This window comes from Telluria sp. BA11 (assembly GCF_056680305.1).
Window position 1 is genome coordinate 2338928 of the sequence record NZ_CM155275.1, and the last position, 23217, is coordinate 2362144.

A 23217-nucleotide genomic window follows, 5' to 3' on the forward strand; every position below is an offset into this window, starting at 1 on the left:
TGAGTTAGTCGCAAAAATGTCATAGTGACCTTTTGACGACCGCTGAAAAGGATGGAATTTCTTAAGGATTGTGCACGGCCAGCGCGCGTGCTGGCCCCAGTGCCGACATTCGGCAAATCGATTCTATGAAACATTGCATGATTTTCCTGCGCAGCGCTAGCACAAGACTGATTACGGCAGCCTAATCTTGACCACCGCATTCCCCGACGTCACATACAGCAGCCCTTTACCGTCCGTAACAATGCCGCGAATATCACCCAAGCTTCCCGGCAAATCCCCAACCCGCAACGTCGTCGCCCGCGTTGTGCCTGCCACCGTCGTCACCACCCCAGCCGGCGTAATCTTGCGCACCAGGTTATTGACCGCGTCAGCCGCATACAGATTGCCCTGTGGATCAACCGTCAGCGCCACCACCTGTTCAAACCGCGCCGCATTGCCGGTACCGTTGACCGCGCCGCGAACGTTCGGCGCACCTGCAATCGTAAACAGGTTATCCGACCCAAAATTGGCCGTCGGATTCCAGCGGCTGATCTCGCGCTCGAGGTCGAACATGTATACGGCATTGCTACTGTCGACCGCCATGCCCCGCGGCGCCAGCGTGCGCGTGCCGAACAGGTCGCCCACCGTGTTCTGCCCTTCCAGAATCCCCGTCCCGCCTGCACCGATGGCAAAACGGCGCGTGCCATAGTTGTTGGTGATGTAGAGATTGTTGTTGGCGTCGACGGCAATCGCCCCTGGCGTGACGTCAGGCCGACTCGCTGTCGCGATGTTGCTGCCAACCGGGATCGTCGTCACCGTCGCGACCTGGCCACCCGTTGTGATGCTGCGGATGTTCACGTCATCCGCCACATACACCGTGCCACCGCTCCCCACCGTCAACGCGACCGGATTGACGAAGCGCGCATTGGCGGCAGCGCCGTTGGTCAGCCGGCTCTGCCCTGCGCCGCCAGCCAGCGTGGTTACCACCCCGTCCGGTGTGATCTTGCGGATGACGTAGTTGCCGCGATCCGCCACGTAGACGTTGCCGCTGCTGTCGATCGCCAGCCCGTGCGGATTATTGAAACGCGCTGCCGTGCCGGTGCCGTCCATGGTCCCGTCGGCAGTCGGGTCGCCCGCGAACACCGACAGCGCCGACGTTTGTGCTGGTGGCGGCTTGTCATCGTCCTTGTCCTTGTCCTTCGGGATGCCGTCGCCGCACCCGGCCAGCAGCGCCATCAAACCAACGGCGCCAAGCAGATTCAGGCGCGAACGGGACACATCATCAACAGGGCGGTGCATTGGCAAAATCTCCAGAAAGTATCGCCGTCGATGCTATCACGCGCCATCCTGCAAGCAGATGCTCTCTTCCATGGCACCTGCATAAACGACGACCCATACGCCATAGGATCCACTCAGACTGCGGCAGAGAACTAGTCCGAATTCCCGTACTTTCTTTTCCACACGCGCCTATTGTCCGCTTGACATACGGCGCCGAGTTCCTTAAAGTCGAAATTATGTCTTTCACCCTGCATCTGTCGAACACTCTCCCTGCCGCTGGCGCGCTATCGCTAGCTGCACTGCTACTACGCGCCTGATCGTTCGGCCGTACGCCCGGCACACGCCGGTCCCCACAGCAGCAGGAAAGTCGCAGATGTCTACCACGCCAATTTTCGCTTCATCGTTTTTCCTCACCGGGTCCATCCTGGCGGCGAGCGCTTGCGTTCTTTCCGCAGCGCTAAACCTACCGACCGGTTGCCGGGCCTCGCGTTTCGTGGCCCGTCCGGCAGCCTCCGCCACCCTCAGGCGCATCCGCGCCGCCCAGTGACCAAACCAATCAGGAGCACCCGATCATGTTGACCAATCCCGCCGCCAAGTACCGTCCCTTCCCTGCCATCGACCTGGCAGACCGCCAGTGGCCAAGCCGCACCATCACCACGCCGCCGATCTGGATGAGCACCGACCTGCGCGACGGTAACCAGGCATTGATCGAGCCGATGAGCCCGGAGAAGAAGCTGCGCTTCTTCAAGATGCTGGTCAAGATCGGCATCAAGGAGATCGAAGTGGGCTTTCCGTCCGCCTCGCAGACCGACTTCGATTTCGTGCGCATGCTGGTCGACGACAAGCACATCCCGGAAGACGTTACAATCATCGTGCTGACCCAGTCGCGCGATGAGCTGATTCGCCGCACCGTCGAGTCGGCCGTTGGCGCCAAGCGCGCGATCGTCCACGTCTACAATTCGGTCGCTCCGGTGTTCCGCCGCGTGGTGTTCAATATGGAGCGCGACGAGATCGTGCAGATCGCCGTCAAGGGCACGCAGCTGATCAAGGATCTGACGTCCCAGCATCCGCAGACCCAGTGGGGCCTGGAGTATTCGCCGGAATCGTTCTCGACGACCGAGCTGGATTTTTCGAAGCAGATCACCGATGCGGTCAGCGCCGTCTGGCAGCCGACGCCGGCCAACAAGATGATCGTCAACCTGCCGTCGACCGTCGAAGCGGCCACGCCGAACGTCTACGCCGACCAGATCGAGTGGATGTGCCGTAACCTGAACAACCGCGAATCGCTCGTCATCAGCGTCCACCCGCACAACGACCGCGGCACTGCCGTCGCTGCTGCCGAACTGGCCGTGATGGCGGGCGCTGACCGCGTCGAGGGCTGCCTGTTTGGTAACGGCGAGCGCACCGGTAACGTCGATCTGGTCACGCTGGCGATGAATTTGTACACGCAGGGCGTACACCCGGGCTTGGACTTCTCGGACATCGACGCCGTGCGCCAGCTGGTCGAGGACTGCAACCAGTTGCCGGTGCACCCGCGCCATCCGTATGCGGGCGATCTGGTGTTCACGGCGTTCTCGGGTTCGCACCAGGATGCGATCAAAAAGGGGTTTGCGAAGCAGCAGGCCGACGCGATCTGGGAAGTACCGTACCTGCCGATCGATCCGGCCGACCTGGGTCGCAGCTACGATGCGGTCATCCGCGTCAACAGCCAGTCGGGCAAGGGCGGCATGGCCTATCTGCTCGAGCAGGAATACGGCCTGCAACTGCCGCGCCGTTTGCAGATCGAGTTCTCGCGCGTCGTGCAGCGCCAGGCCGACGAGAGCGGCCGCGAAATCAACCCGGCCGACCTGCACGCGCTGTTTGCGCGCGAGTACCTGGACCAGCAAGAGCCGTATCACTACATCGCGCACCGCATGACCGAAGACAGCGCGCATGATGTGCAGCTCGAAGTCGATGTGGCGCGCCACCATGCGCCGCAGGTGTTTTCCGGGCGCGGCAACGGCCCGATCGATGCGTTCGTCACGGCGCTGGGCCTCGAGATTCGCCTGATGGATTACCACGAGCATGCGATCGGCTCGGGCGCCGATGCCCGTGCGGCGTGCTATGTCGAGCTGCGGGTGGGCAATGGCCCGACGTTGTTCGGTGTCGGCATCGACAGCAATATCGTGACGGCGTCGTTCAAGTCAGTGCTGTCGGCGGTGAACCGCCATGTGGTGAGTGCCGAGCCGACGTCAGACGCATTGGCGGCATAACGATGTCACTTGGGCTCCCGCCTTCGCGGGAGCGACGCTGTTCAGGCTGAGGCCCCTGCAGTAAGCAAGTCGTCCCCGCGAAGGCGGGGACCCAAGGTCAGCCACCGACGCCGCAACCGCAACTCACCGCCCGCTCATCCGATCCACAATCTGCAACGACGCGCGCTCGCTCATCACCAGCACGAGCTTGAGCCGCGCGCGCGTCATCCCCACGAACAGCTTGCGCAGCGTCTGCTCGTCGAGCTCCTCGAAATCGATCTCGGTAAAAATCAGCGCCGGCGCCGACTGCCCCTTGAAGCGGTACACCGATTCGGCCAGCAGCCCGCCTTCGCGAAACACCGGCGTGCCGAACAAGTCATACGCCCCCGTGAACGAACGCAGCGAGTGCGCGTCGCTCAGGCGATCGAGCTGCAAAATCGCCGACTTTTCGCGGCCGCGAAACGCGCAGATCGCGATGTCCTGGCGCCCGAAGCCGGCCGCCAGGCACGACGTCACGGCGCGCCGCGTCTGCGCCAGCATCGCCTCGACGTCGCCTTCGGGATAGGTCAGCTCTTCGATGTCGGCGCCCTTGAATGGGCTGCCCGCCTCCACCGGCTGGTGCGATGCGCCGATGGACGTGAGCATGTCGACGATCTGGCGCGGGCTGCGGTAGTTGACATGCGAATGCAGCGTCACCCAGCCCGGCAGCGGCACCATCCCGCGGCCGTACAGGTTCTGGTCCGGATCTTCCATCCAGATCGCACGCCCGCCCTCTTTCAGCATGCGCAGCACGATGTCGCGCCACGCCACCGAAAAATCCTGCCCTTCGTCGACGATGACGACGTCGAACTGCCAGGTTTCGGGCAAGGTGGCGTCGGCCATCGATGCTTCGATCTTTTCCCACACATCTGCCGCCGCGTAATCGGGCGTGATGTCCTGCGCGCGCAGCCAGGCGTCCGACAGCATGTGGAAGGTCGCGACACGCCCACCGGCCGGCACCAGCCGTTCGATGTGGTCGGCCAGCGGCCGGTTGAAGCACACGTACAGCGGGCGCAGGCCAGCGTCGATGGCGGCGCTGTATTCGGCCAGCGCCAGCTGGGTCTTGCCGCTGCCGGCGGTGCCGATCACGTGCAGCCGGAATGGTGAGAAGTCGAGCCGTCGCGCCCAGGTAGCCAGGCCGCCCGAGAGTTTGGTGACCATCGCCTCGGCATTGCCGATCATGGCGCTCGGATCGGGCCGCAAGTTCAGCGTGTCGCCCAGGAAGCGCGTGACCTTGTCGAAGTCGTCGGTGCGCTCGGTGATGGGCAGCGCCTCGCGGATCACGCGCGCCAGCTTGGGTTTGTTCGACGCGTCGATGATGTGGTCGGCATCGATGCCGGCCAGCGGCTGGTCGCGCACGATGTAATCGGGGCAGTACAGCAGATAGTCGATCGACAGCGTCCCCTGGAAACGCTTGGCCAGGCCCTCAATCGTGGCCAGGATCTGCGTGCGGACCTTGCGCGGCTTGCCCTGGTAGCTTTTGACCAGGCCGTCCGGCGTTTCGTTCAGAAAGCCGGCGACCTGCTCGATGACCACCATGCGGCCATTTGGCGCGAGCACGATGAAGTCGACATCGCCATATACCGAGTAACCCTGCTCGACGTTCGTCCAGTGCACGCCGTGGTAGATCACGTAGGGCGTGTCGGCCAGGCGCTGCTCCAGGTAGGCGAGCGTCTCGATTTCGCGGGCGGCGGCGCCCGTGACAGACAGTTCGCGCCAGCCGCTTGGTTGGATATGGGCCATGGTGTCCGCTAACGTTAATAAGGTGGAAACTATTGTAAGACTGTTTGCACGATAGCCACACACCGTTGTCCATAGCACGCACCCGGTGCGCGGAAAGCTGTCGAATGGTTGCCTGAGTGAAAAATCTATTGTGGCCGTACGGCAATCCAGTGCACACTTTCGCTCATCCCGTTTCGTGCAGGTTTCCTTGTGTATTTCTCTTCCCCGTTCTCGCTGATCCTGCGCACGGCGCTGGTCCTGATCGGCCTGCTGCTTGCGACCGGCGCCGCCCAGGCCGGCGCGACGTACCGCTTCGGCGGCGCGGCGGTACCGGGCTGCTCGCTGTCGGGCAAGGTGTACACCTGCCCTAGCAGTGCGGGTATCGCAGCGGACGACAAGATCATCATCGAGACGGGCTATACCGTCAGCGTGCGGTCCGACTTCACGTTCGGCTACAACCAGGGCCTGACGATGTCGGGCACCGCGCGCCTGACCAGTACGGGCAATCTGAGCATTGCCGATCTTCCGCCCTTCAACCTGAATGTGTCCGGTGGTTCGTTCAGCTCTGCCAAAACCTTCACCGCTGGCAACCAGGTGCAGACCTTCAAGGCCGACATCAGCGCCGCGTCGCTGGTGCTGGGCAGTGGGTCAACCTTGCAGATCACCGGCACGCTGGTTTCCACCGGTCCGGTCACCATCGGATCGAACACGACGATCACTGGCCCTGTCACCGGTACCGCCATCACCATTGGTACGCCGGTCAGGATCACGGGCGACGTCAAGGCGTCCACGAGCCTGTTCCTGGGCTCGGGCAGCACGATCGACGGCAACGTCGACACCGGTCAGATGACGCTGCAAGCCTCGGAGGCGCTCATCACGGGCAATGCAGCGGTCGACTTTGCAAAGCTGGACTGGCACGGCCGCGTGGCCAAGAAAATCATCTGCAAGACAGGCACGCGCCCTGGCGAGTGCGACTGTGTGGAGAACCAGAGCGGCTATCCGGTCAATACCCCCGAAGGCCCGACCTGTGAGTCGGCCAAGCCGGCGACGGCCCCCTTGCACCATTTTCAGATCACCCATGACGGCAGCGGCCGCACCTGCGCGCCGGAAAGCGTGACTGTGACGGCCTGCGCCAACGAGTCTTGCAGCGCCTTGTACAAGGGCGGTGCACAAATCACGTTGTCGCCGGGTGCAGTGGCGGCCACCATCGACAGCTCCGGCACCACGCTGGCGCAGGTGTCGCGCAACACGGCCGGCGCGGACACCCTGCAACTGACGCAAAGTGGCGCCAAACCGGCCACCACCTGCTACAACAGCACGAGCAGGACAACCAGCTGCGCGATGACGTTCGCCAGCGGCGTGAGCTTCCGGATCGATGCGAACCACCATAAGGCCGGTGTCAGCGCAGGCGCCATCGTCACGGCACTCGCGCCCGACCCTGCCACCGGCCAGTGCGTGGCGGCCTTCAAGAAAACCAGCAAGGATATCGCGTACGCCTGCCAGCATGTCACGACCAGTGTCGACACCAAGGGTTTGCTGCTGACCGATACCACGACCAAACGCGCCGCTACACTGGTGTGTTCCAACGGTGCGGCGCAAGCCGTCAGCAGCTATTTCGATGACTACGGCAAGGCAGCGCTGACGCTGGCCTACCAGGATGTGGGCACGCTCAAGCTTCTGGCGTCGTTCGACGACGCCCAAGGCGACACCACGGTGACCGTTGTGCCCAACAAATTCATCTTTTCAACATTGCCTTCCTCACCCATTCGCGCGGGCGACAATTTCCAGGTCACCGTCACGGCGGTCAACGAGGCCGGCGCCACCACGCCAAGTTTCAACCGCAGCACCCTGGCAGCTAGCGCCACCCTCACCGACATTGCGGTGTCCTGCGTGGGCAAGGGAAGCGCGAACCTGTTCACCGGCGCCAAAACGGAATTCAATAGCGGCGTCGGTGTGGCGACCCTGGCGTGGGGCGACGTCGGCATGCTGGACCTGAAAGCGACGTTGAGCGATTTTTTGGGTAGCAAAGTAGAAGTGTTGAGCACCAGTGGCAAGTCAGCGACATGCACGCCGACCGTCGGCCCCTTCATCCCCAAGTATTTCAAGGTCGATTATCCGACTGTGAGCACGACACGCACGTTCTACTATGCTGGCGAGCCAATCCCTGTCGAGGTGGCGGCGATGAATGCGCAGGGCGCCATGACCACGAACTATTCGGGCGACCTGGGCCTGAGCGAAACGGTGACGCTGACTGCGCTCAATCCGGCCGACTATGCTGCAATCAAGGACACCAGTGCCGAACTGAAGGACTTCACCGTGCCGGCGAGCGCCTTCAAGGCCGGACTCGCACAGGCCAAGCCGGCTTACGGGCCGACAACCGCGGCGCCGATCGCTGCCAGCATTTTGCTCAGGGCCAGCAACAGCGGGGACGTGGTGACATCGGGCGATGGCAAGGGCAGCTATGAGAAAGCCCGGCCTGCAGTCCATAGTGGCCGCCTGCGTATCGCCAATGCATTCGGTCGCATCAACACGCTACTTCCGATGCGCATTGAAGCCTATTACTGGACCGGTAAAAGCTGGCTGTTCAATCAGAAGGATGACTTCACCGTGATTCCGGCCAGCGCGTTCGTGCAAGTGGCCCGTCCAAAAGTCACTGAGGGCGTGGCGCCGACGATTGGCGCTGTCAAGAGTGCCGTGGTACTGGCCAGCGGCCGCGGGCAAGTCGATCTGACGGGTGACCGGCCCGGCTGGATCGACCTGGCGATCAATCTGGGCAATGATACGCAGCCCCTGCCGTGCAACAACGCCGTGTATCCCAAGAACACCGGCGCCCGGCTGGCCTGGCTGCGCCTGCCCACGGGCTGCGCCGATCCATCGGCGCGCGCGACCTTTGGCGAGCAGTCGGCCGAAGAGCGTCGCATCATCCATGTGCGCCAGGTGTTCAATTGAGCCGCCAGCAGGGTTTCACGATGGTTGAACTGATTACGGTGATGGTGCTGATCGGCGTGCTGGCAGCCTTCGCTGTCCCGCGCCTGATGGGAGACAGCGCGACCGGCGCGGCCCTGTTTGGCGACCAGGTGGCCAGCGGACTGCGCATGGCCCAGAAAAGCGCGGTCGCGCGGCGCCGCACGGTATGCGTGACCACGACGGCAACCACGCTGACGCTGCGCGTGCGTACTGCTGTCGGCAACGGACTCTGTGGCAACGTGCAGCTGCAGGGCATCACCGATGGTCTGTACGACAGCAAGGAAGCAGGCATCGTCATGAACGGCGCGCCCCCGCTGCTGCTGTTCCGGCCCGACGGCACCATCGATGACGGCAACGGCGTACGCCTGGGCAGGGTCGACATCGCCATCAAGGGTGCTGACGCCCTCCGGCGCACCATCACGCTCGACGGAGGCACTGGCTATGTCCATTAAACGCATGGCAGGCACCACGCTGATCGAACTGATCGTCGCAATCGTGATCGTGGGCACCGCCCTGGCGGGACTCGTGGCTGCCTACAACCGCGCCAATATCGCCTCCACCGATCCCTTGATTACCCAGCAAATGCTGGCGATCGCCGAATCGATGATGGAAGAGGTCATGCAAAAGCCGTTCGTCGCCCAGCAAAATCAGACTGGTCGCCTGTTTTTCAATGACCTCATGGACTACAACGGCTATGGGCCTGTCGCCGTCAGCAATGTCAACGGCGGCGCTGTCCCAGGCCTGGAACGCTATACCGTGCAGGTGCAGGTCAGCCCACAGGGCCTCACCGGCGTGGCCGCTACCGACGCCATGCGCGTCCAGGTCGTCGTAAGCGCGCCCGGCGCCCAGGATCTGCGTCTGGTCGGCTGGAGGACGCGTCCATGAGCCATTGCATGCGCTACTCCATGCGCCATAGCGTGCAGCGCGATGGCGGGTTCTCGCTGGTCGAGCTGATCCTGGTCATCGTCCTGATCGGCATCATCGGCGGCGTGCTCACGATGCAGCTGGCCCCGGCGATTCAGAGTTACCTCTTGATCAGCCAGCGCGCAGGCCTGACGAGTCAGGCTGACACCGCGCTGCGCAGGATCACCACCGAGGTGCGCGCCGCCGTGCCCAATTCGCTGCGCCTGAATAATCCGCAATGCCTGGACCTCGTGCCCACCCGCGATGGCGGCCGTTATCGAATGGGCCCTGACACGGTCAATCCCGGCGACGCCCATATCAACGATGCCGAAACCGGTACCGCATTCGATGTGCTCACGCCGCTCAATGCGATGCCGACACCAGGCGATGCGATCGTGATCGGCAACCGCAGTCCGGACGATGTGTATAACGGATCAAATGTCGGCACGGTCAGCGCGCTGGCCGGGCCATCGCCGAATGCGCAGGCCGGCATCAGCCGCATCATGCTGAACGCGCCGATCCAGATTCCCCAAGGGTACGATGGCGGCCGCTTCCTGGTCGTGCCAGGAAACGAGCGCGTCGTTACTTACGTCTGTACGCAGGGCGTCGACAAAGTAACCGGCAACGGCACAGGCTTCCTGACACGGTTTTCCCGCACCACGCCTGGCGCAACGACGTGCAATGCGCCGGCCGGCACATCGGCCATCGTGGCCACCCGGGTGTCGGCCTGCAGCTTCGTCGTCTACACCAACCAGGGAGCGACCCAGGACAGCGGCTTCGTACAACTCCAGCTCACGCTGACCGAGCGCGGTGAATCGGTCCCGCTCACGATCGGCACCCACGTCGACAACCTGCCATGATCCGCTTCCCCATCCTTCCCCGGCGCCAGTCGGGTTTCGCCTATATTGCTGCCGTGATCTTCCTGGTGGTGATTGCCGGCGTCGCGGTCGTGCTGTTGCGCCTGACCGATACGCAGCAGAGCACCGTCAACCAGGCCTTGCTGGCCTCACGCGCCAGCCTGGCGGCGCGCGGCGGCCTTGAATGGGTCTTTAACAACCCGGCGCAGCGCTGCTCCCAGGCCCCTCCGTCGACCAGCAATGCAGCGCCAGCGGGGGCGGTCAACCATCTCAATGACTTCCGTGCCGAGTCCGGATTTCTGGTCAGTGTCAGCTGCTCGTTCCGCGCCTATAACGAGGGCGAAGCGATCGATGACAGCGGTAACTCGTCGCCGGTTGTCAAACGCATCTACCGGATCGAGGCCGTGGCCTGCAATGGCACTGCCACCACCTGCCCGGACCCCGGCAGCGTGCCACGGGCCGATTACGTCGAGCGCGCGCAAGTGGCCACCATCTGCCTGCTGACCAACGGCGCGCCTTGCGTGTGAGTGTTACCGTTGGCAACGGCTGCCTTGCCGGAGGATCGTGCAATCTTCCCGGACCATCGCAGGCCCCGCCGGTGGTCTAATGGCACGTTGTTCACCGACCCGAGAAACTGTCCATGCAAGCGATCCGCGACCTCGCCACCCAGATTGCGCAGCACACCCCCGGCGACGGCATGCACCAGAGCCCGATCCCCGGCGTGTGGCTGATCCGCAGCGGCCAGACCACTGAACCGCTGCGTGTCGTGCACACGCCGGCGGTGTGCATCATCGCGCAGGGCGCCAAGCTGGTCTCGCTGGGCGGCACCGACTACCGGTACGACACGGCCAAGTTTTTGGTGGTGTCGGTCGATTTGCCGGTGACCGGCTGCGTGACGCTGGCGACCGAAGATGAACCCTATCTGTGCCTGCGGGTCGATCTCGATGCCCAGTTGCTCGCTGCGCTCGACCTCGAACTGCCGGCCCGCCCGGCCGCGCGCGGCACGCCCCCTGCGCGCGGGCTGTTCCTGAGCGAGACCACGCCCGCGCTGCTCGAAGTCGCCAACCGCCTCGTGCGCCTGCTCGATGCGCCCCACGACATCGCGGTGCTCGCGCCGCTGCTGCTGAAAGAATTTCATTATCGCCTGCTCACCGGCGAGCATGCCGACACCGTGCGCCATTGCGCGCGCGGCGATGGCCGCATCGCGCAGGTCACCCGGGCCATCTGCTGGATCAAGGATCACTACAACCGGCCACTGAGCGTCGAGCGCCTGGCTGGCGAGGTGGGCATGAGTTCGTCGACGCTGCACGAGCACTTCAAGACCGTGACCTCGATGAGTCCGCTGCAGTACCAGAAGCAGCTGCGCCTGCAAGAAGCGCGGCGGCTGATGCTCGCCGGGTCGATCGACGCGGCGCGCGCGGGCCATGCGGTGGGCTACGAAAGCAGCTCGCAGTTTTCGCGCGAATACGCGCGCTTCTTCGGCCTGTCGCCGGGGCGCGATGCGACGCGGCTGCGCCAGTCGCTGCAGGCGGGCGGCCTGCAGGCGATGCGCTGACAGGGCGTCCCGGCGACGTGCCTGTGCTGCGGTCTTCTATAATCGTCGCATGACGTTTATTCCACTGACCCGCGCATGAGCTATCGCCTGGCGATCTTCGACTTCGACGGCACGCTGGCCGACTCGTGGCCCTTCTTCATGAGCGTGTTCAACGAGATCGCCGATCAGCACGGTTTCCGGCGCGTCGACGCGGCGCAGGCCGAGCAGCTGCGCCACTACGGTCCGCGCGACATCATGCGCCATGTCGGCATGCCGGCCTGGAAGCTGCCGATCGCCTCGCGCTCGTTCATCGACCGCATGCGCGGCGCCACCGGCCGCATCGCGCTGTTCGACGGCATCGCCCACACGCTGCGCGAGCTCGATCGCAATGGTGTGCGGCTGGCGGTGGTCTCGTCCAATGCCGAAGACAATGTGCGCGACGTGCTGGGGCCGGAACTGGCAGGCCTGATGGGACAGTACGAATGCGGCATGTCGATCTTCGGCAAGGCCGCGCGCATCCGCAAGGTCGTGCGCCGTGCCACGGTGCCGGCGATCCAGGCGTTGTATGTCGGCGACCAGACAACCGATGGCGACGCCGCGCGGCGGGCCGGGATCGCATTCGGCGCGGTCGGCTGGGGCTATGCGTCGATCGAAGCGCTGCGCCAGGTGGCGCCAGAGCGGGAGTTCGGCACGCCCGCGGATCTGCTGTCGCTCGCCGGCCAGGCGTGCCCGCCACGGAATTGCCCGGACGCATAGGCCAGTTGCTATACTCGGCAGCAACTGCATCAATGAACAACGGACCTTTCATGCGCCTTCCCCTCATCTTCCTGGCGCCGCTACTGCTGAGCGGCTGCTTCATCGAGACGTCGACGTACGTGATCGACCTGAATACCGATCATGCGATCACGCTGAAGGTGGAGAAGGACAATTTCTGGACGAAGGAAGGCACGCTGCGTATCGTCATGTCGCGCCTGCCGGATTGCCAGCGCCAGTATGAGCTGGGCTCGGTGTGGCTGGCCGACTTGCAGGTCGAGCTGTTCGGCAACGGCAACAACGTTTATACGCTGCGCGCGGACGACCAGGCGTGGCAGATCGACACCACGACCTGTAGTGAGCTGAAGGCGCCCGACCCCGATGCCGTCACCGGCCTGCCGCTGGGGATCTTTACGCTGGACAGCGACAACAAGCTCAACTTCGAGAAGCCGGAAGCGGTCAGCGAATAAGGCTCAGTAGCGCTGCGTCAGCGCGCGCAATCGGTTGAGCTCGACGTCACGACCTGATTTCTCGAGCACGCTTTCAAGCAGCGACTGGCCGTTTTCGCGTTGCATCGTCCACTGCGTGAAATACTCGTGCACCGTGCGCCACGGGGGAAAATCGGGTGGCATCGCGCGCCAGGTGGCGCCAGTGTGCAAAAAATACAATACGGCGCAAAACACGTCGTACAAATCGTGCTTGCGCGGGCGCGTCTTGCGGCGTGCCGCTTCAAGCATGGCGCGCACGACCTCGAAGTGTTCGCGTGGTATATCGCTGGGGTAGACAGCTCGGTCCATGGGTGACCTCCAAAACAGCTTGGAGGCCCGGATCTGGAACAGGTTCCCTAGCTGTATTTACAGTCTACCCAAAATAATTGAACCTAGCTAGTCCCGCGCTAGCGCCAGGAACTCGGTTCGCAGTGCCAGGTTCGGCTGCAGCTCGCCCAGCAGGGTCGATGTGATGGTTTCTTCGCCGATGGCGCGGATGCCACGGCTTTCCATGCACAGGTGGCGGCACTTGATGACCACGCCCACTGCTTTCGGTTCCAGCACTTCCATCAGCGCGTTGGCGATCTGCATCGTCATGCGTTCTTGTACCTGCAGGCGCTTGGAAAAGATATCGACCAGGCGGGTCAGCTTCGACAGGCCGACGATTTTGCCGTTCGGCAGGTAGCCAACGGTGGCCTTGCCGAAGAACGGCGCCAGGTGGTGCTCGCAATGGCTGTAGACCGGAATGCCACGCACGACGATCAGCTCGTTGTATTCCTCGGCACCGTCTTCGAACGCCTTGAGCACTTCAACCGGATTCTGGTCGTAACCCGAAGTCCAGTGCTTCCAGGCCTTGGTCACGCGCGCGGGCGTTTCGATCAGGCCGGGACGGTCCGGATTTTCGCCCAGCGTTTTCAATAGACGACGCCAGTCGTGTTCGGTGAAAGCTTCTTTGTCAGACATGGTGCACCCTAAAATAACGATTGCCGCCAGTATATAGAAAACGTCTGGCCCCGGTCGGGGTGGCCCTATTCTTGCGCTAAATCATCCCCTGCATGCGACATATCTCATAACGTTGAGTACGGTCGTCGTTCAGGGAGAGCGTCATGTTCGGCAGCACGGTCTTGGAAGTCGTCATCGGCATGGCATTCTGCTACGGCTCCCTGGCGCTGACGGTCACCACCTTGCAAGAGGCATTATCGGCCGCGTTCAGCCTGCGCGCCGGCATGCTGCGCACCTGCATCCAGCGCATGCTGCGCGACCCGCAGTTCACCGGCACTGCGCGGGCGGTCTACGCACACCTTTTGGTCAGTGCACATGACGACCTCACCGGCCCGCACGCGCCGCCGCATCCCGGCCCATCCTACATCGAACCAGCCAACTTCGCGATTGCCCTGATCGACGCCATCCGCGGGGGCGGCATGGCGCTCGACAGCGCCATCGCCGCCGTGCCCGATCCGCAATTGCGGCGCGCGCTGAACACGCTGTACGTGCAAACGGGCGGCGACGTGCAGCGCTTTCAGGCGGCGCTGGGCGGCTGGTTCGACAGCACCATGGCGCGCCTGTCGGGCGCCTATAAACGGCGCCAGTTGCTGGTGTCGTTCCTGCTGGCGCTGCTGCTGGCAATCCTGCTCAACATCGACAGTATCCATCTGTTCCAGACACTATGGCGGCATCCGGCCCTGGCTGCCGGCATCGGCGCCGTGCCTGCCGCGCTCGACGCGGAGCTGGTGAACGATCTGGCAACGCTGCCGATCGGCTGGGCCAGCTTTACCCCGGTGCTCGACGCTGCGTTTGTGCTGCAGGTCGCCGGCTGGCTGATCACTGCCAGCACGACGCTGTTCGGCGCGCCGTTCTGGTTCGATATCCTGCAACGCGCGATCAATCTGCGCAGCACGGGCGCCAAGCCGGCCCGGGTACAGGCCGGGCAAGCCATGGCGCACCATGCCGGCCCGGCAGCGCCGTAGCGCCACGTCAGGTATTACGTACCGGGTGGCCGGTGCGCGTCGATCAGCACGCTCGAGATCGACATCTGCGGCACCCGCTCCGGCCACTCGTCACCCGGACCGAACCAGCGCGCCTCGGCGATTTCAGCCGGGTCCACGCGGATCTCGCCGTCCAGATAATCGGCCGTGAAGGCCAGCATCAGCGAGTGCGGGAACGGCCATGACTGGCTGGCGAAATAGCGCGGATTGTGCACGCGCAGTCCGACTTCTTCGAACACTTCGCGCGTGATGCATTCTTCGATCGACTCGCCCGCTTCCAGGAAGCCCGCCAGCGGCACGAAACGCTGCGTGGCATGCAGCACGTGTTTGGCCAGCAGTACCTGATCGCCCTTGCGGATCAACACCATCATGGCCGGCGAGATGCGCGGATAGGCCATGTGACCGCACTGCGGACACTTGAAGCAACGCTCGCCTGTGGCCAGCACCGTGCCGCTGCCGCACACGCCGCAGAAGCGATGGGTGCGTGCCCATTCCGCGACCTGGGCGGCGCGACCGGCCAGGCCCACCAGGGACTCGTCCATCACACCAAACAGCGCGCGCAGGCCACGCCACGCATAGCCTGCCGGCAGTGCGGGTTCGGCATCGAGCCAGCCGGTCTGGCAGTACCGGCCATCGAGCAGGCCGAGCGGCTGCAGGTGTCCGCGCACCGCGCCGACCTGTTCGAGCACGGCGACGTCGGGCAGCGCGGGCCCGTCTTCACGCACCAGCAATTGGCCCTTGTGGAACAGGAAGTTCAGCGGCGCCGGATCCGGATGCGGCGCAAACAGTGGCGTGAAGGAAGCAGGCGTATGCAGCATGGTCGATGGGGTGGTCAAGGAGATCGCCAAATGATACTGCCTTTCACGGTTCGGGATTCGGCGTGGCCCTTGCCCGTTTACCGCTCTGGGCAACGTGGTGTCCACAAGCCAGCGCGCCTTTAAAGACGCATTATTTCTGGTGATGGATGCTCTGAATCGGCGTTGCCGACATGCTAAGCACTGGCGCCTTGAACTGCTCTTGACCCGATGTCATTAACGAAATCGTCCTGCAACTTGTCTAGTCAGGTCATGTTGCAATTTACCGACCCGCGCTCCGACTTTTGCCTGCTTGGCTGCTGTGTAAGTCATTAATTTATTAGGGAAATAGTTGGATCATGGCATTCAAAAAGCGTTGTATTCGCGCTGAAAATGTCACCAATTTCCACACAGAAATAGCGCTTTTCGTCCAGAATAGATAGCTATCTATCTAAATCGTACTGTCATGGACAAACTGTCATCACTGGTCGGTCGCCATTCATTCAACGCCCGTATCTTCTATAACGGCGCGTTTTGCGATACCAATCAATTCACCGAAAACGGTGTCTCCGGTCAGCTGCACGTGGTGCGCGAAGGGCCGGTCGATTTCATCCATGACGATGGCGAAGTCATCACCGTCACCGAACCGACGCTGCTGTTTTACCCACGCGGCGCCAGCCACCGTCTGCAGGTGCATCCCGGCCACACCGCCAACCTGCTGTGCGCCCATATCCAGTTCCAGGACGAGATGAGCAATCCGTTGTCGCGCGTGCTGCCCAATTGTCTCGTCATGCCGCTGAGCGAAATTGCCGGACTGCGCTCGACGCTCGACCTGCTGTTCAGCGAAGCCAGCCAGGCCGAGCCGGGCCGCGAAGTGATCCTGGATCGCCTGTGCGACGTGTTGCTGATCCAGGTGATCCGGCGCGAATTCGACAGCGGGCGCTTGTCGCTGGGCCTGCTGGCCGGCCTGTCGGACCGCCAGTTGTCGCTGGCGCTGACGGCCATCCACGAGCGCCCGCATGAGCCGTGGAGCCTGCAATCGCTGGCCAAGGTGGCCTGCATGTCGCGCGCCGCGTTCACCGAACGCTTCCGCGACGTGATGGGCATGCCGCCGGGCGAATACCTGACCCGCTGGCGCATCGGCGTCGGCAGCCGCCTGCTGCGCCAGGGCATGCCAGTCAAGCAAGTGAGCAGCCGCGCCGGCTATACCAGCCCGTCCACGTTCACGCGCGCCTTCACGACCATGATGGGCGCCTCGCCGCGCGAGTGGCTCAAGCAAGCAGCAGGCTGATCCAGAAACGACAACGCAGACGGGCCTTGTGGCGCCGTCTGCGTTGTCGTTTGTATTTTTAGGTCAGGCATGCGGCCATCCAGGCCGCAGTGCACGCAACTCACTTCAGCATGCGGGTACGGCAAGCGACCATCGCGATCACGATCGACAGGCCGCCGATGTAGGCAATGGCTGCCTGCATGCCGATGAAGTGCGCGACGGCACCGATGGCTGGCGGGCCCATCAGGCTGCCGCTGTACGCCATGCTCGCCACCGCAGCCAGGGCTGCCGGGCCTTGCGCGCCAGCCGCGCTGAACACGAACGGGAACACCAGCGCCAGGCCAACACCGGCAACAGCGAAACCGATCAGCGCCACATAGGCATTCGGGGCCAGCACCGCGAAGAACAGGCCGGCCGCCGCGATCATGGCGCCGGTGCTCACCAGACGCTTGGCGCCGTGGCGCTCTTTCAGTTTGTCGCCGAACATGCGCGAGATCAGCATCATCACCGAGAAAGCCGACAGCGACAGCGGCGCCAGACCATCGGATGCACCGAAGTGTTCTTTGAGGAACATGCCGCTCCAGTCAGCGATGCTGCCTTCAGCCATCGAACCGAAGAAGCCCAGCAGACCCAGCAGCACCAGCGGACCGCGTGGCAATGCAAACGATTTCTTCTCAACCTGGACGCCGACTTCATCTGCTTCCAGCACGCTGTAGGCCATCCACAGCACGACGGCTAACGGACCGGCCAGCATCAGGAAGTGGGTTGCCGGTGCAATCTTGAGGCTGGCCATCAAGCTGCCCAGCGTGGCACCCACCAGACCGCCAGCGCAGCACAGGCCATGCAGGCGCGACATTTCGGACTTGCCACTGACTTTTTCGCGGCGCGCTGCCGCCGAATTCATTGCCACATCGAAGATGCTGGCGGTCACGCCCAACATCAGCACCGACATCATCAGGCGCGGCACGGTCGGCGCCATGCCGATCGACACCAGCACACTCAGCAGTGCCAGGCCCGCCAGCAGGATGGTCTTGCGGGCGCCGAAGCGGCCCATCATGAACGACGAAACCGGATACGACAGCACGGCACCCAGGCCGCCACAGACCAGCACCATCGACAGTGCCGCATGCGACACATTGACGCCGGCGGCCAGCGCAGGGATACGGCCAGCCCACGATCCCATGATCAGGCCGAACAGCGCGAAGACGAGTGGCAGGGAATATTGCTGGGCTTGTACAAGGACAAACGACGAACGGCGCGGCGCAGAAACAGGGGTGTGCATGAAAGCGGTGAATTGTTAAATTATTGAGGTGTCAAAGGATTGCCAAAGTGCTCTTCAGAAGCCAGCCGCGCGTGAAATATTTACTTCAGGCATCTGATGGAGCGCAATTCTAAACACCTTTTTTCGCTATGGTTTTCTAAACGAAAAAATATTTGCAACCGTTGTTTTGCACTCACACATGAATAATGAAAGCGTTGGCTTGGACACATCACCAGATAGGGATTTAACAATAAAAACAACGAAAAAATCCCATAAATCGCGGAATATGTAACGATTTATTGCGTCCATTGCGGTGCTTGAGGAATTGCTATTCACAATCTGTATTTGTTGCGACGCACCAAAAACGGGCAAATCCTAGTGCAAGTGCAGCACTTCGACGACTTGCTACAACAAGAAAATGTCGTGGCAAAGGTTTTTCTGAGGAAAGTACGTCGCCGTCCCTAGAGCATCAACCAAAGGGTGCGCCAATTGTTAAATCATGACTGAAAAATGACATCGATTTTTAGTGCCTCGGCACAAAAAAAGGCTACCCTCAGGCAGCCTTTCTGGTCATCGGCACGATCTTGGTTTCTCAAGCAGCCTTGTCTTGAATCAGTTGCAACAAGTCAAAGCCGGGGTCAGGTCTGACATTCAGACACGACCTCTGCCTTAACAACTGCCAATAATGCCACGCCCAGTCAGGCTGCCCCGGTACCAGTCCGCTCCGACTACCCGACTGTCGAGATCGTGTCCGAATGTCAGACCTGACCCCGGCTTTTTATCCTGGTTTCCCAGGCGACGTGTCTTACACGAGTTGCAGCGTCACATCGATATTGCCGCGGGTCGCGTTCGAATACGGGCACACGATGTGCGCGCGGTCGATCAGCGTTTGCGCTTCATCGGCTGGCACGCCTGGCAGGCTAATCTTGAGCAGGACTTCGATGCCGAAACCGGTCGGGATCGGGCCGATGCCGACCGTGCCTTCTACCGCAACGTCCGGCGAAATCTTCAGCTTGTCTCGGTTGGCGACGAATTTCATCGCGCCGAGGAAGCAGGCCGAGTAGCCGGCAGCGAACAATTGCTCAGGGTTCGTGCCAGCCAGACCATTACCGCCGAGTTCTTTTGGGGTCGTCAGCTTCACATCCAGCGCGCTGTCGGACGACACGGCGCGGCCTTCGCGGCCACCCGTTGCGGTAGCATTGGCGCGGTAGAGAACGTTTTCGATTGCCATGATGAGACTCCTTGAAAGGGTGGCGGATGCCCGCCGAACTATTTAACGCTATTATATAGCGCGCTATTTATATGGGTTGCTGCCTTGGCCCGCCGACCCGCTTGCCCGTTGTGGGGTACGTTCGGCGCTGCCATGAACAGCATATTACATAGCTCGCTATTTAATAGCAAGCGATTTTTATGAAGTCCTTTGAGCAAGCCTACAGCACGGCGCTTACACCAGCCGCACCGACTCCCGCACGACCAGACTCAACCCCGGCACATCGGCAGCCGGTTGCTGATGCCCCAGCATGGCCAGCATGCGCCGCCCGATCCCGGTCCCGACTTCATACAGCGGCTGGCGCACGGTGGTCAGTGGCGGCGTCGTGTACATCGAGCTTTCCAGATCGTCGAAGCCGACCAGCGAGATGTCTTCGGGTACGCGGATATTGCGGCGGTACAGCGCCAGGCGCGCGCCATAGGCCGTCAAATCGTTGGCTGCGAAGATCGCGCTGAAACGCACATTGGCCACCAGCAGGCTGTTCAGTGCCAGCAGGCCGCTGGACTCGCTGAAGTCGCCCGTCACGACCAGTCGTGGGTCGCTCGCGATGCCGTGTTTGGCCAGCGTGTCGTTGTAGCCCGCCAGGCGCTCGCGCGCGTCGCGATGATCGGGTGGCCCGGCGATGTGGGCAATGCGCCGGTGCCCCTGGCTGATCAGGTATTCCACCGCTTCGCAGGCACCGCCGTAGTTGTCCAGGCAAAAGGCCTGTGTGCGCTCGCCCTGCACTTCGCGCCCGAACGCCACGATCGGCACGCGGCGCGAAAAGTCGAGGATCTGCTTGTCGCTCATATTGCCGGTCAGGATCGCCACGCCATCCACGCGGCGCCCGATCAACAGCTCGACCCGCTCGGCTTCTTCATCGGCATGCCAGTGGCCGCTCATGATCAGGAGCGCGTAGCCGGATGCCTTGACCGCATCCTCGATGCCAACCATGGCGCGGTTGAAGTAACCGCTCTCGAGCGACTGGGTCAGGACGCCGATGGTGTTGGTGCTGCCCATCTTGAGGCTTTGCGCCAGGCGGTTGGGCTTGTAGTTGAGCTCATCGATGACGCGCTCGATCGTGCGCCGCTTGTCGTCCGACACTTTCGCGGTGCCGTTCAAAAAGCGCGAGACGGTCGCCGGCGACACGCCTGCCCTGCTGGCGACCTGGTACAGCGTGGTGATACCGCTCTCGATGTTTTTCATGAAGCGTTCTGGACAGGTCCGGGGCAATTTGTTGCTTGAAGTATATCACGCAGCTTTCACATAAAACGGCCGCTGAACGATGCTTATGAAACGCTTTCATAAACAATCCGTCGTTGACCTGCAACAAACCCGCTACTCCCTATCATAAATACTAATTGACATTTTTTTACCGTTGAAATTACTATGAAACCGTTTTCAAGATTGATGAAACCGATTTCTTATCAGTCCTAACGCAAGCAGCATCCATAAAACTATATCGGAGACAAGCATGACAACCATGACGCCCCAACTGGCAGGGGTCCGTACGCCCTCGTCCGCCCCTATCCGCCTGGCCATCCTGACGCTGCTCGCCAGCATCGGCACGGCGCAGGCCCAATCGGCTGCCGATCCGGCGTCGCCTGCCGCCGCCACCCCGGCAGCAGTCGTCGACAACGGCCGTATCGCCGAAGTGGTCGTGACCGCCACCAAGCGCTCGACCTCGCTGCAGCGCACCCCGATCGCCGTCACCGCGCTGACCGCCGCCACGCTGGCCGACAACCATGTCCAGACCCTGCTCGACGTCGTCGCACTGGTCCCGGGCTTCCAGGCCACGGCCCAGGGTGACCACGGCGTGACCACGATGACGCTGCGCGGCATCGGCAACGACAGCGCCAAGACCGAGTACGCCGATCCTGAAGTCGCTTCGTTCGTCGACAACGTGTATTCGCCGCGCGCCGAAGGCGCCACTGCCCTGCTGTTCGACGTCGAAGGCATCGAAGTGCTGCGCGGCCCGCAAGGCACGCTGTGGGGCCGCAACTCCACCGTCGGCGCCGTCAATATCCAGACCGTCAAGCCAGAGCTGAACAGCCGCTCGGGCTACGTGGAAGGCGGTATCGGCGACTACAACCGCATCGGCACGCGCGGCGCGGTCAATGTGCCGCTGTCCGAAACGGCAGCACTGCGCTTTGCCGTCGTGCACGAGCGTCATGATGGCTATGTCGATTACCAGCAATTCCCGAACCCGTCGATCGCGCAACAGCGCGCTGCCTACCTGGCCGCCGGCGGCGCCGCTGCCGGTTTCCGCCCGATCAATCCAAACAACTACGTCTCTGGCGGCGACAAGTACAGCGCCCAGGACCAGACTGCAGCGCGCATGTCGCTGCTGTGGCATCTGGCGCCGAACCTGCGCTGGAACATCGCCTACGAAAAATTCATCGACCGCGGTACCCCAAGCGCCAACCTGATGCAGACGCCGCGTGCGGGCCAGGACCACTGGTCAACCCTGTCCGACTCGTCGCCATGGGTCAACCGTGACAGCGACAACGTGCGCAGCCGCCTGAGCTGGGACATCAGCCCCGACCTCGCGCTGCAATACGTGGCTGGCTGGTCCAAGTACAGCGGCGACATGCGCTTCGATCAGGACGGCGGCACGATCGTCCCGACCTCGATCATCTCGGGCGGCAAGTTCCAGGAACACACCACGACCGACTCCAACTACCGCAGCTATAGCCACGAAGTCCTGCTGCAGTCGGTCGGCACGCGCGCCATCGACTGGCAGGTCGGCGCCTACTACGGCAAGGAAAAGAACAATATCCGCTTCGACATCGGCGGCATGAACGGCACCGAAGATGGCACCGTGGCATGGCAGGGTTCGTTCATCCAGCCTGACCAGACCGTGGAAAACTCGGCCGTCTTCGGCCAGGCCACGTGGAACATCACCGACGCCTGGCACCTGACCGGCGGCGTGCGCTACACCCACGACAAGCGCGTTCACATCGGCGGCCGCGGCTACACCTGGGCGTACGACGCCAGCGCGCCACAACTGCCGCTCAATCCGCAGATCGATCCGCGCGATCCGGTCAATGGCTACCAGTCCGGCGTACCGAACGATGGCCGCTACAGCGACAACAAAGCCACCGGCCTGGTGCGCGTGAACTATGACATCGACCGCAGCAATATGGTGTATGCGAGCGTGTCGACCGGCTACAAGGCGGGCGGCGTGCAGGATCGCGGCTTGCCGTACCAGCCAGAGACGCTGACCAACTTCGAGATCGGGTCGAAGAGCACCTTCATGGATGGCGCACTGCGTATCAACAACGCGCTGTTCTACATGGACTTCAAGGACTTCCAGTTCAATTCGCCGGTCAGCTTCTCCGACGGCAGCCGTGGCCTGGCCATCGAGAACGCCGATGGCGCCAAGGTCATGGGTCTGGAAACCGAGATCGCCGCCCGTATCGCGAAAGACGGCCGCCTGTCGATCGCACTGGCCGTGCTCGACACCAAGCTGGGTCACCTGGTCGCCGGCTCGAACGATTATGCGCTGCCACCGTGCACGGTCGACACCCGCATCGAGACCTGTCTGGACGTGAGCGGCCACAAGCTGCCACACGCACCGAAGTTCTCGACCACGGTGCAGTACCAGCACACGTTCCGCCTGGCCGATGGTGCTACCCTGGTGCCGCGCATCACGGCGCGCTACGAGGATGAAGTCAGCCTGAGCGTGTTCGACCTGGGTCCGGAAGACCGCCAGAAAGCCTACGCCAGCGCCGACCTTGGCCTGCGCTACGCGAAGGACAAATGGTGGGTCGACGCCTTCGTGCGCAACGTCGGCGACAAGAAGATCAAGACCAGCGCCTTCAACGGCTTCGGCCCTTGGCTGGCGCAGTACAAGCCACCACGTACGGTTGGCGTGAATACCGGCTTTGATTTCTAAAAGCTGAAG

At 62.6% G+C, this 23217-nt stretch carries 19 protein-coding genes and 1 pseudogene; 12 read left to right on the forward strand and 8 right to left on the reverse strand.

What is annotated here, in order from left to right; translation table 11 throughout:
• Nucleotides 1-171 precede the first annotated feature (171 nt).
• Nucleotides 172-1215, reverse strand: coding sequence for an NHL repeat-containing protein (locus AC1MGT_RS10245; protein ID WP_499504079.1), 1044 nt, complete (start codon nt 1213-1215; stop codon nt 172-174).
• A 611-nt stretch (nt 1216-1826) separates the two neighbouring features.
• On the opposite strand from AC1MGT_RS10245, the gene leuA reads away from it, so the two are divergent.
• Nucleotides 1827-3509 (forward strand): 2-isopropylmalate synthase, encoded by a 1683-nt coding sequence (gene leuA / locus AC1MGT_RS10250; protein WP_499504279.1) that lies wholly within the window; start codon nt 1827-1829, stop codon nt 3507-3509.
• A 123-nt stretch (nt 3510-3632) separates the two neighbouring features.
• Here the strand turns inward: leuA and AC1MGT_RS10255 are convergent, their stop codons facing one another.
• Nucleotides 3633-5270 carry an ATP-binding domain-containing protein gene (locus AC1MGT_RS10255; protein ID WP_332531348.1) on the reverse strand — a complete coding sequence of 546 codons (1638 nt, stop codon included), beginning with the start codon at nt 5268-5270 and terminating at the stop codon, nt 3633-3635.
• 189 nt (nt 5271-5459) lie between these two features.
• Between AC1MGT_RS10255 and AC1MGT_RS10260 the strand changes: the two genes are divergently transcribed.
• The 8 genes from AC1MGT_RS10260 (at nt 5460) to AC1MGT_RS10295 (ending at nt 12733) form a co-directional block, all read left to right on the forward strand.
• Nucleotides 5460-8198 carry a DUF6701 domain-containing protein gene (locus tag AC1MGT_RS10260; RefSeq protein ID WP_499504080.1) on the forward strand — a complete coding sequence of 913 codons (2739 nt, stop codon included), beginning with the start codon at nt 5460-5462 and terminating at the stop codon, nt 8196-8198.
• Nucleotides 8195-8668, forward strand: a complete 474-nt coding sequence (locus AC1MGT_RS10265) for a pilus assembly FimT family protein (protein WP_499504081.1) — start codon at nt 8195-8197, stop codon at nt 8666-8668. The genes AC1MGT_RS10260 and AC1MGT_RS10265 overlap by 4 nt, the downstream gene beginning before the upstream one ends.
• Nucleotides 8658-9101 carry a type IV pilus modification PilV family protein gene (locus tag AC1MGT_RS10270; protein ID WP_499504082.1) on the forward strand — a complete coding sequence of 148 codons (444 nt, stop codon included), beginning with the start codon at nt 8658-8660 and terminating at the stop codon, nt 9099-9101. The genes AC1MGT_RS10265 and AC1MGT_RS10270 overlap by 11 nt, the downstream gene beginning before the upstream one ends.
• A gap of 8 nt (nt 9102-9109) precedes the next feature.
• Nucleotides 9110-9979 carry a prepilin-type N-terminal cleavage/methylation domain-containing protein gene (locus AC1MGT_RS10275; protein ID WP_499504083.1) on the forward strand — a complete coding sequence of 290 codons (870 nt, stop codon included), beginning with the start codon at nt 9110-9112 and terminating at the stop codon, nt 9977-9979.
• Nucleotides 9976-10503 (forward strand): pilus assembly PilX family protein, encoded by a 528-nt coding sequence (locus AC1MGT_RS10280; RefSeq protein WP_499504084.1) that lies wholly within the window; start codon nt 9976-9978, stop codon nt 10501-10503. The genes AC1MGT_RS10275 and AC1MGT_RS10280 overlap by 4 nt, the downstream gene beginning before the upstream one ends.
• A gap of 113 nt (nt 10504-10616) precedes the next feature.
• Nucleotides 10617-11531 carry an AraC family transcriptional regulator gene (locus AC1MGT_RS10285; protein WP_499504085.1) on the forward strand — a complete coding sequence of 305 codons (915 nt, stop codon included), beginning with the start codon at nt 10617-10619 and terminating at the stop codon, nt 11529-11531.
• A gap of 75 nt (nt 11532-11606) precedes the next feature.
• Nucleotides 11607-12266 carry an HAD hydrolase-like protein gene (locus AC1MGT_RS10290; RefSeq protein ID WP_499504086.1) on the forward strand — a complete coding sequence of 220 codons (660 nt, stop codon included), beginning with the start codon at nt 11607-11609 and terminating at the stop codon, nt 12264-12266.
• A 50-nt stretch (nt 12267-12316) separates the two neighbouring features.
• On the forward strand, nt 12317-12733 hold the full coding sequence (locus AC1MGT_RS10295; RefSeq protein WP_499504087.1) for a hypothetical protein: 417 nt from the start codon (nt 12317-12319) through the stop codon (nt 12731-12733).
• A 51-nt stretch (nt 12734-12784) separates the two neighbouring features.
• Here the strand turns inward: AC1MGT_RS10295 and AC1MGT_RS10300 are convergent.
• Together AC1MGT_RS10300 and folE are read right to left on the reverse strand one after the other, a co-directional pair.
• A pseudogene (locus tag AC1MGT_RS10300) lies at nt 12785-13060 on the reverse strand (transposase); the annotation flags it as partial.
• A gap of 87 nt (nt 13061-13147) precedes the next feature.
• Entirely contained in the window at nt 13148-13714 is a 567-nt protein-coding gene (gene folE, locus AC1MGT_RS10305; RefSeq protein ID WP_258838037.1) for a GTP cyclohydrolase I FolE, read from the reverse strand.
• A 143-nt stretch (nt 13715-13857) separates the two neighbouring features.
• Between folE and AC1MGT_RS10310 the strand changes: the two genes are divergently transcribed.
• Nucleotides 13858-14718, forward strand: a complete 861-nt coding sequence (locus tag AC1MGT_RS10310) for a hypothetical protein (protein ID WP_499504088.1) — start codon at nt 13858-13860, stop codon at nt 14716-14718.
• A gap of 14 nt (nt 14719-14732) precedes the next feature.
• On the opposite strand, the gene nudC is transcribed toward AC1MGT_RS10310, so the two are convergent.
• The gene (gene nudC / locus AC1MGT_RS10315; RefSeq protein WP_499504280.1) at nt 14733-15554 is read right to left on the reverse strand and encodes an NAD(+) diphosphatase; all 822 of its coding nucleotides are present in this window, start codon (nt 15552-15554) and stop codon (nt 14733-14735) included.
• A 442-nt stretch (nt 15555-15996) separates the two neighbouring features.
• On the opposite strand from nudC, the gene AC1MGT_RS10320 reads away from it, so the two are divergent.
• Nucleotides 15997-16821: an AraC family transcriptional regulator gene (locus AC1MGT_RS10320; RefSeq protein ID WP_499504089.1), complete on the forward strand. Its 825-nt coding sequence runs from the start codon at nt 15997-15999 to the stop codon at nt 16819-16821.
• Between the two features lie 100 nt (nt 16822-16921).
• Here AC1MGT_RS10320 and AC1MGT_RS10325 read toward each other — a convergent pair whose 3' ends face one another.
• The 3 genes from AC1MGT_RS10325 to AC1MGT_RS10335 form a co-directional block, all read right to left on the reverse strand.
• Nucleotides 16922-18082, reverse strand: coding sequence for an MFS transporter (locus AC1MGT_RS10325; RefSeq protein ID WP_499504090.1), 1161 nt, complete (start codon nt 18080-18082; stop codon nt 16922-16924).
• A 784-nt stretch (nt 18083-18866) separates the two neighbouring features.
• Nucleotides 18867-19292: an organic hydroperoxide resistance protein gene (locus AC1MGT_RS10330; RefSeq protein WP_183555210.1), complete on the reverse strand. Its 426-nt coding sequence runs from the start codon at nt 19290-19292 to the stop codon at nt 18867-18869.
• Between the two features lie 213 nt (nt 19293-19505).
• Nucleotides 19506-20516 carry a LacI family DNA-binding transcriptional regulator gene (locus AC1MGT_RS10335; RefSeq protein ID WP_332531334.1) on the reverse strand — a complete coding sequence of 337 codons (1011 nt, stop codon included), beginning with the start codon at nt 20514-20516 and terminating at the stop codon, nt 19506-19508.
• A 268-nt stretch (nt 20517-20784) separates the two neighbouring features.
• Here AC1MGT_RS10335 and AC1MGT_RS10340 point away from each other — a divergent pair, with 268 nt between their 5' ends.
• Nucleotides 20785-23208, forward strand: coding sequence for a TonB-dependent receptor (locus AC1MGT_RS10340; RefSeq protein WP_499504091.1), 2424 nt, complete (start codon nt 20785-20787; stop codon nt 23206-23208).
• The last annotated feature ends 9 nt before the right edge of the window (nt 23209-23217 follow it).

Coding starts and splice junctions, on each gene's coding strand:
- AC1MGT_RS10245 (WP_499504079.1), bottom strand. CDS start 1,215: ATGGCGCTGCTGGCCGGGTGCGGCGACGGCATCCCGAAGGACAAGGAC.
- AC1MGT_RS10255 (WP_332531348.1), bottom strand. CDS start 5,270: ATGGCCCATATCCAACCAAGCGGCTGGCGCGAACTGTCTGTCACGGGC.
- AC1MGT_RS10270 (WP_499504082.1), top strand. CDS start 8,658: ATGTCCATTAAACGCATGGCAGGCACCACGCTGATCGAACTGATCGTC.
- AC1MGT_RS10275 (WP_499504083.1), top strand. CDS start 9,110: ATGCGCTACTCCATGCGCCATAGCGTGCAGCGCGATGGCGGGTTCTCG.
- AC1MGT_RS10280 (WP_499504084.1), top strand. CDS start 9,976: ATGATCCGCTTCCCCATCCTTCCCCGGCGCCAGTCGGGTTTCGCCTAT.
- AC1MGT_RS10285 (WP_499504085.1), top strand. CDS start 10,617: ATGCAAGCGATCCGCGACCTCGCCACCCAGATTGCGCAGCACACCCCC.
- AC1MGT_RS10290 (WP_499504086.1), top strand. CDS start 11,607: ATGAGCTATCGCCTGGCGATCTTCGACTTCGACGGCACGCTGGCCGAC.
- AC1MGT_RS10295 (WP_499504087.1), top strand. CDS start 12,317: ATGCGCCTTCCCCTCATCTTCCTGGCGCCGCTACTGCTGAGCGGCTGC.
- folE (WP_258838037.1), bottom strand. CDS start 13,714: ATGTCTGACAAAGAAGCTTTCACCGAACACGACTGGCGTCGTCTATTG.
- AC1MGT_RS10310 (WP_499504088.1), top strand. CDS start 13,858: ATGTTCGGCAGCACGGTCTTGGAAGTCGTCATCGGCATGGCATTCTGC.
- nudC (WP_499504280.1), bottom strand. CDS start 15,554: ATGCTGCATACGCCTGCTTCCTTCACGCCACTGTTTGCGCCGCATCCG.
- AC1MGT_RS10320 (WP_499504089.1), top strand. CDS start 15,997: ATGGACAAACTGTCATCACTGGTCGGTCGCCATTCATTCAACGCCCGT.
- AC1MGT_RS10325 (WP_499504090.1), bottom strand. CDS start 18,082: ATGCACACCCCTGTTTCTGCGCCGCGCCGTTCGTCGTTTGTCCTTGTA.
- AC1MGT_RS10330 (WP_183555210.1), bottom strand. CDS start 19,292: ATGGCAATCGAAAACGTTCTCTACCGCGCCAATGCTACCGCAACGGGT.
- AC1MGT_RS10335 (WP_332531334.1), bottom strand. CDS start 20,516: ATGAAAAACATCGAGAGCGGTATCACCACGCTGTACCAGGTCGCCAGC.
- AC1MGT_RS10340 (WP_499504091.1), top strand. CDS start 20,785: ATGACAACCATGACGCCCCAACTGGCAGGGGTCCGTACGCCCTCGTCC.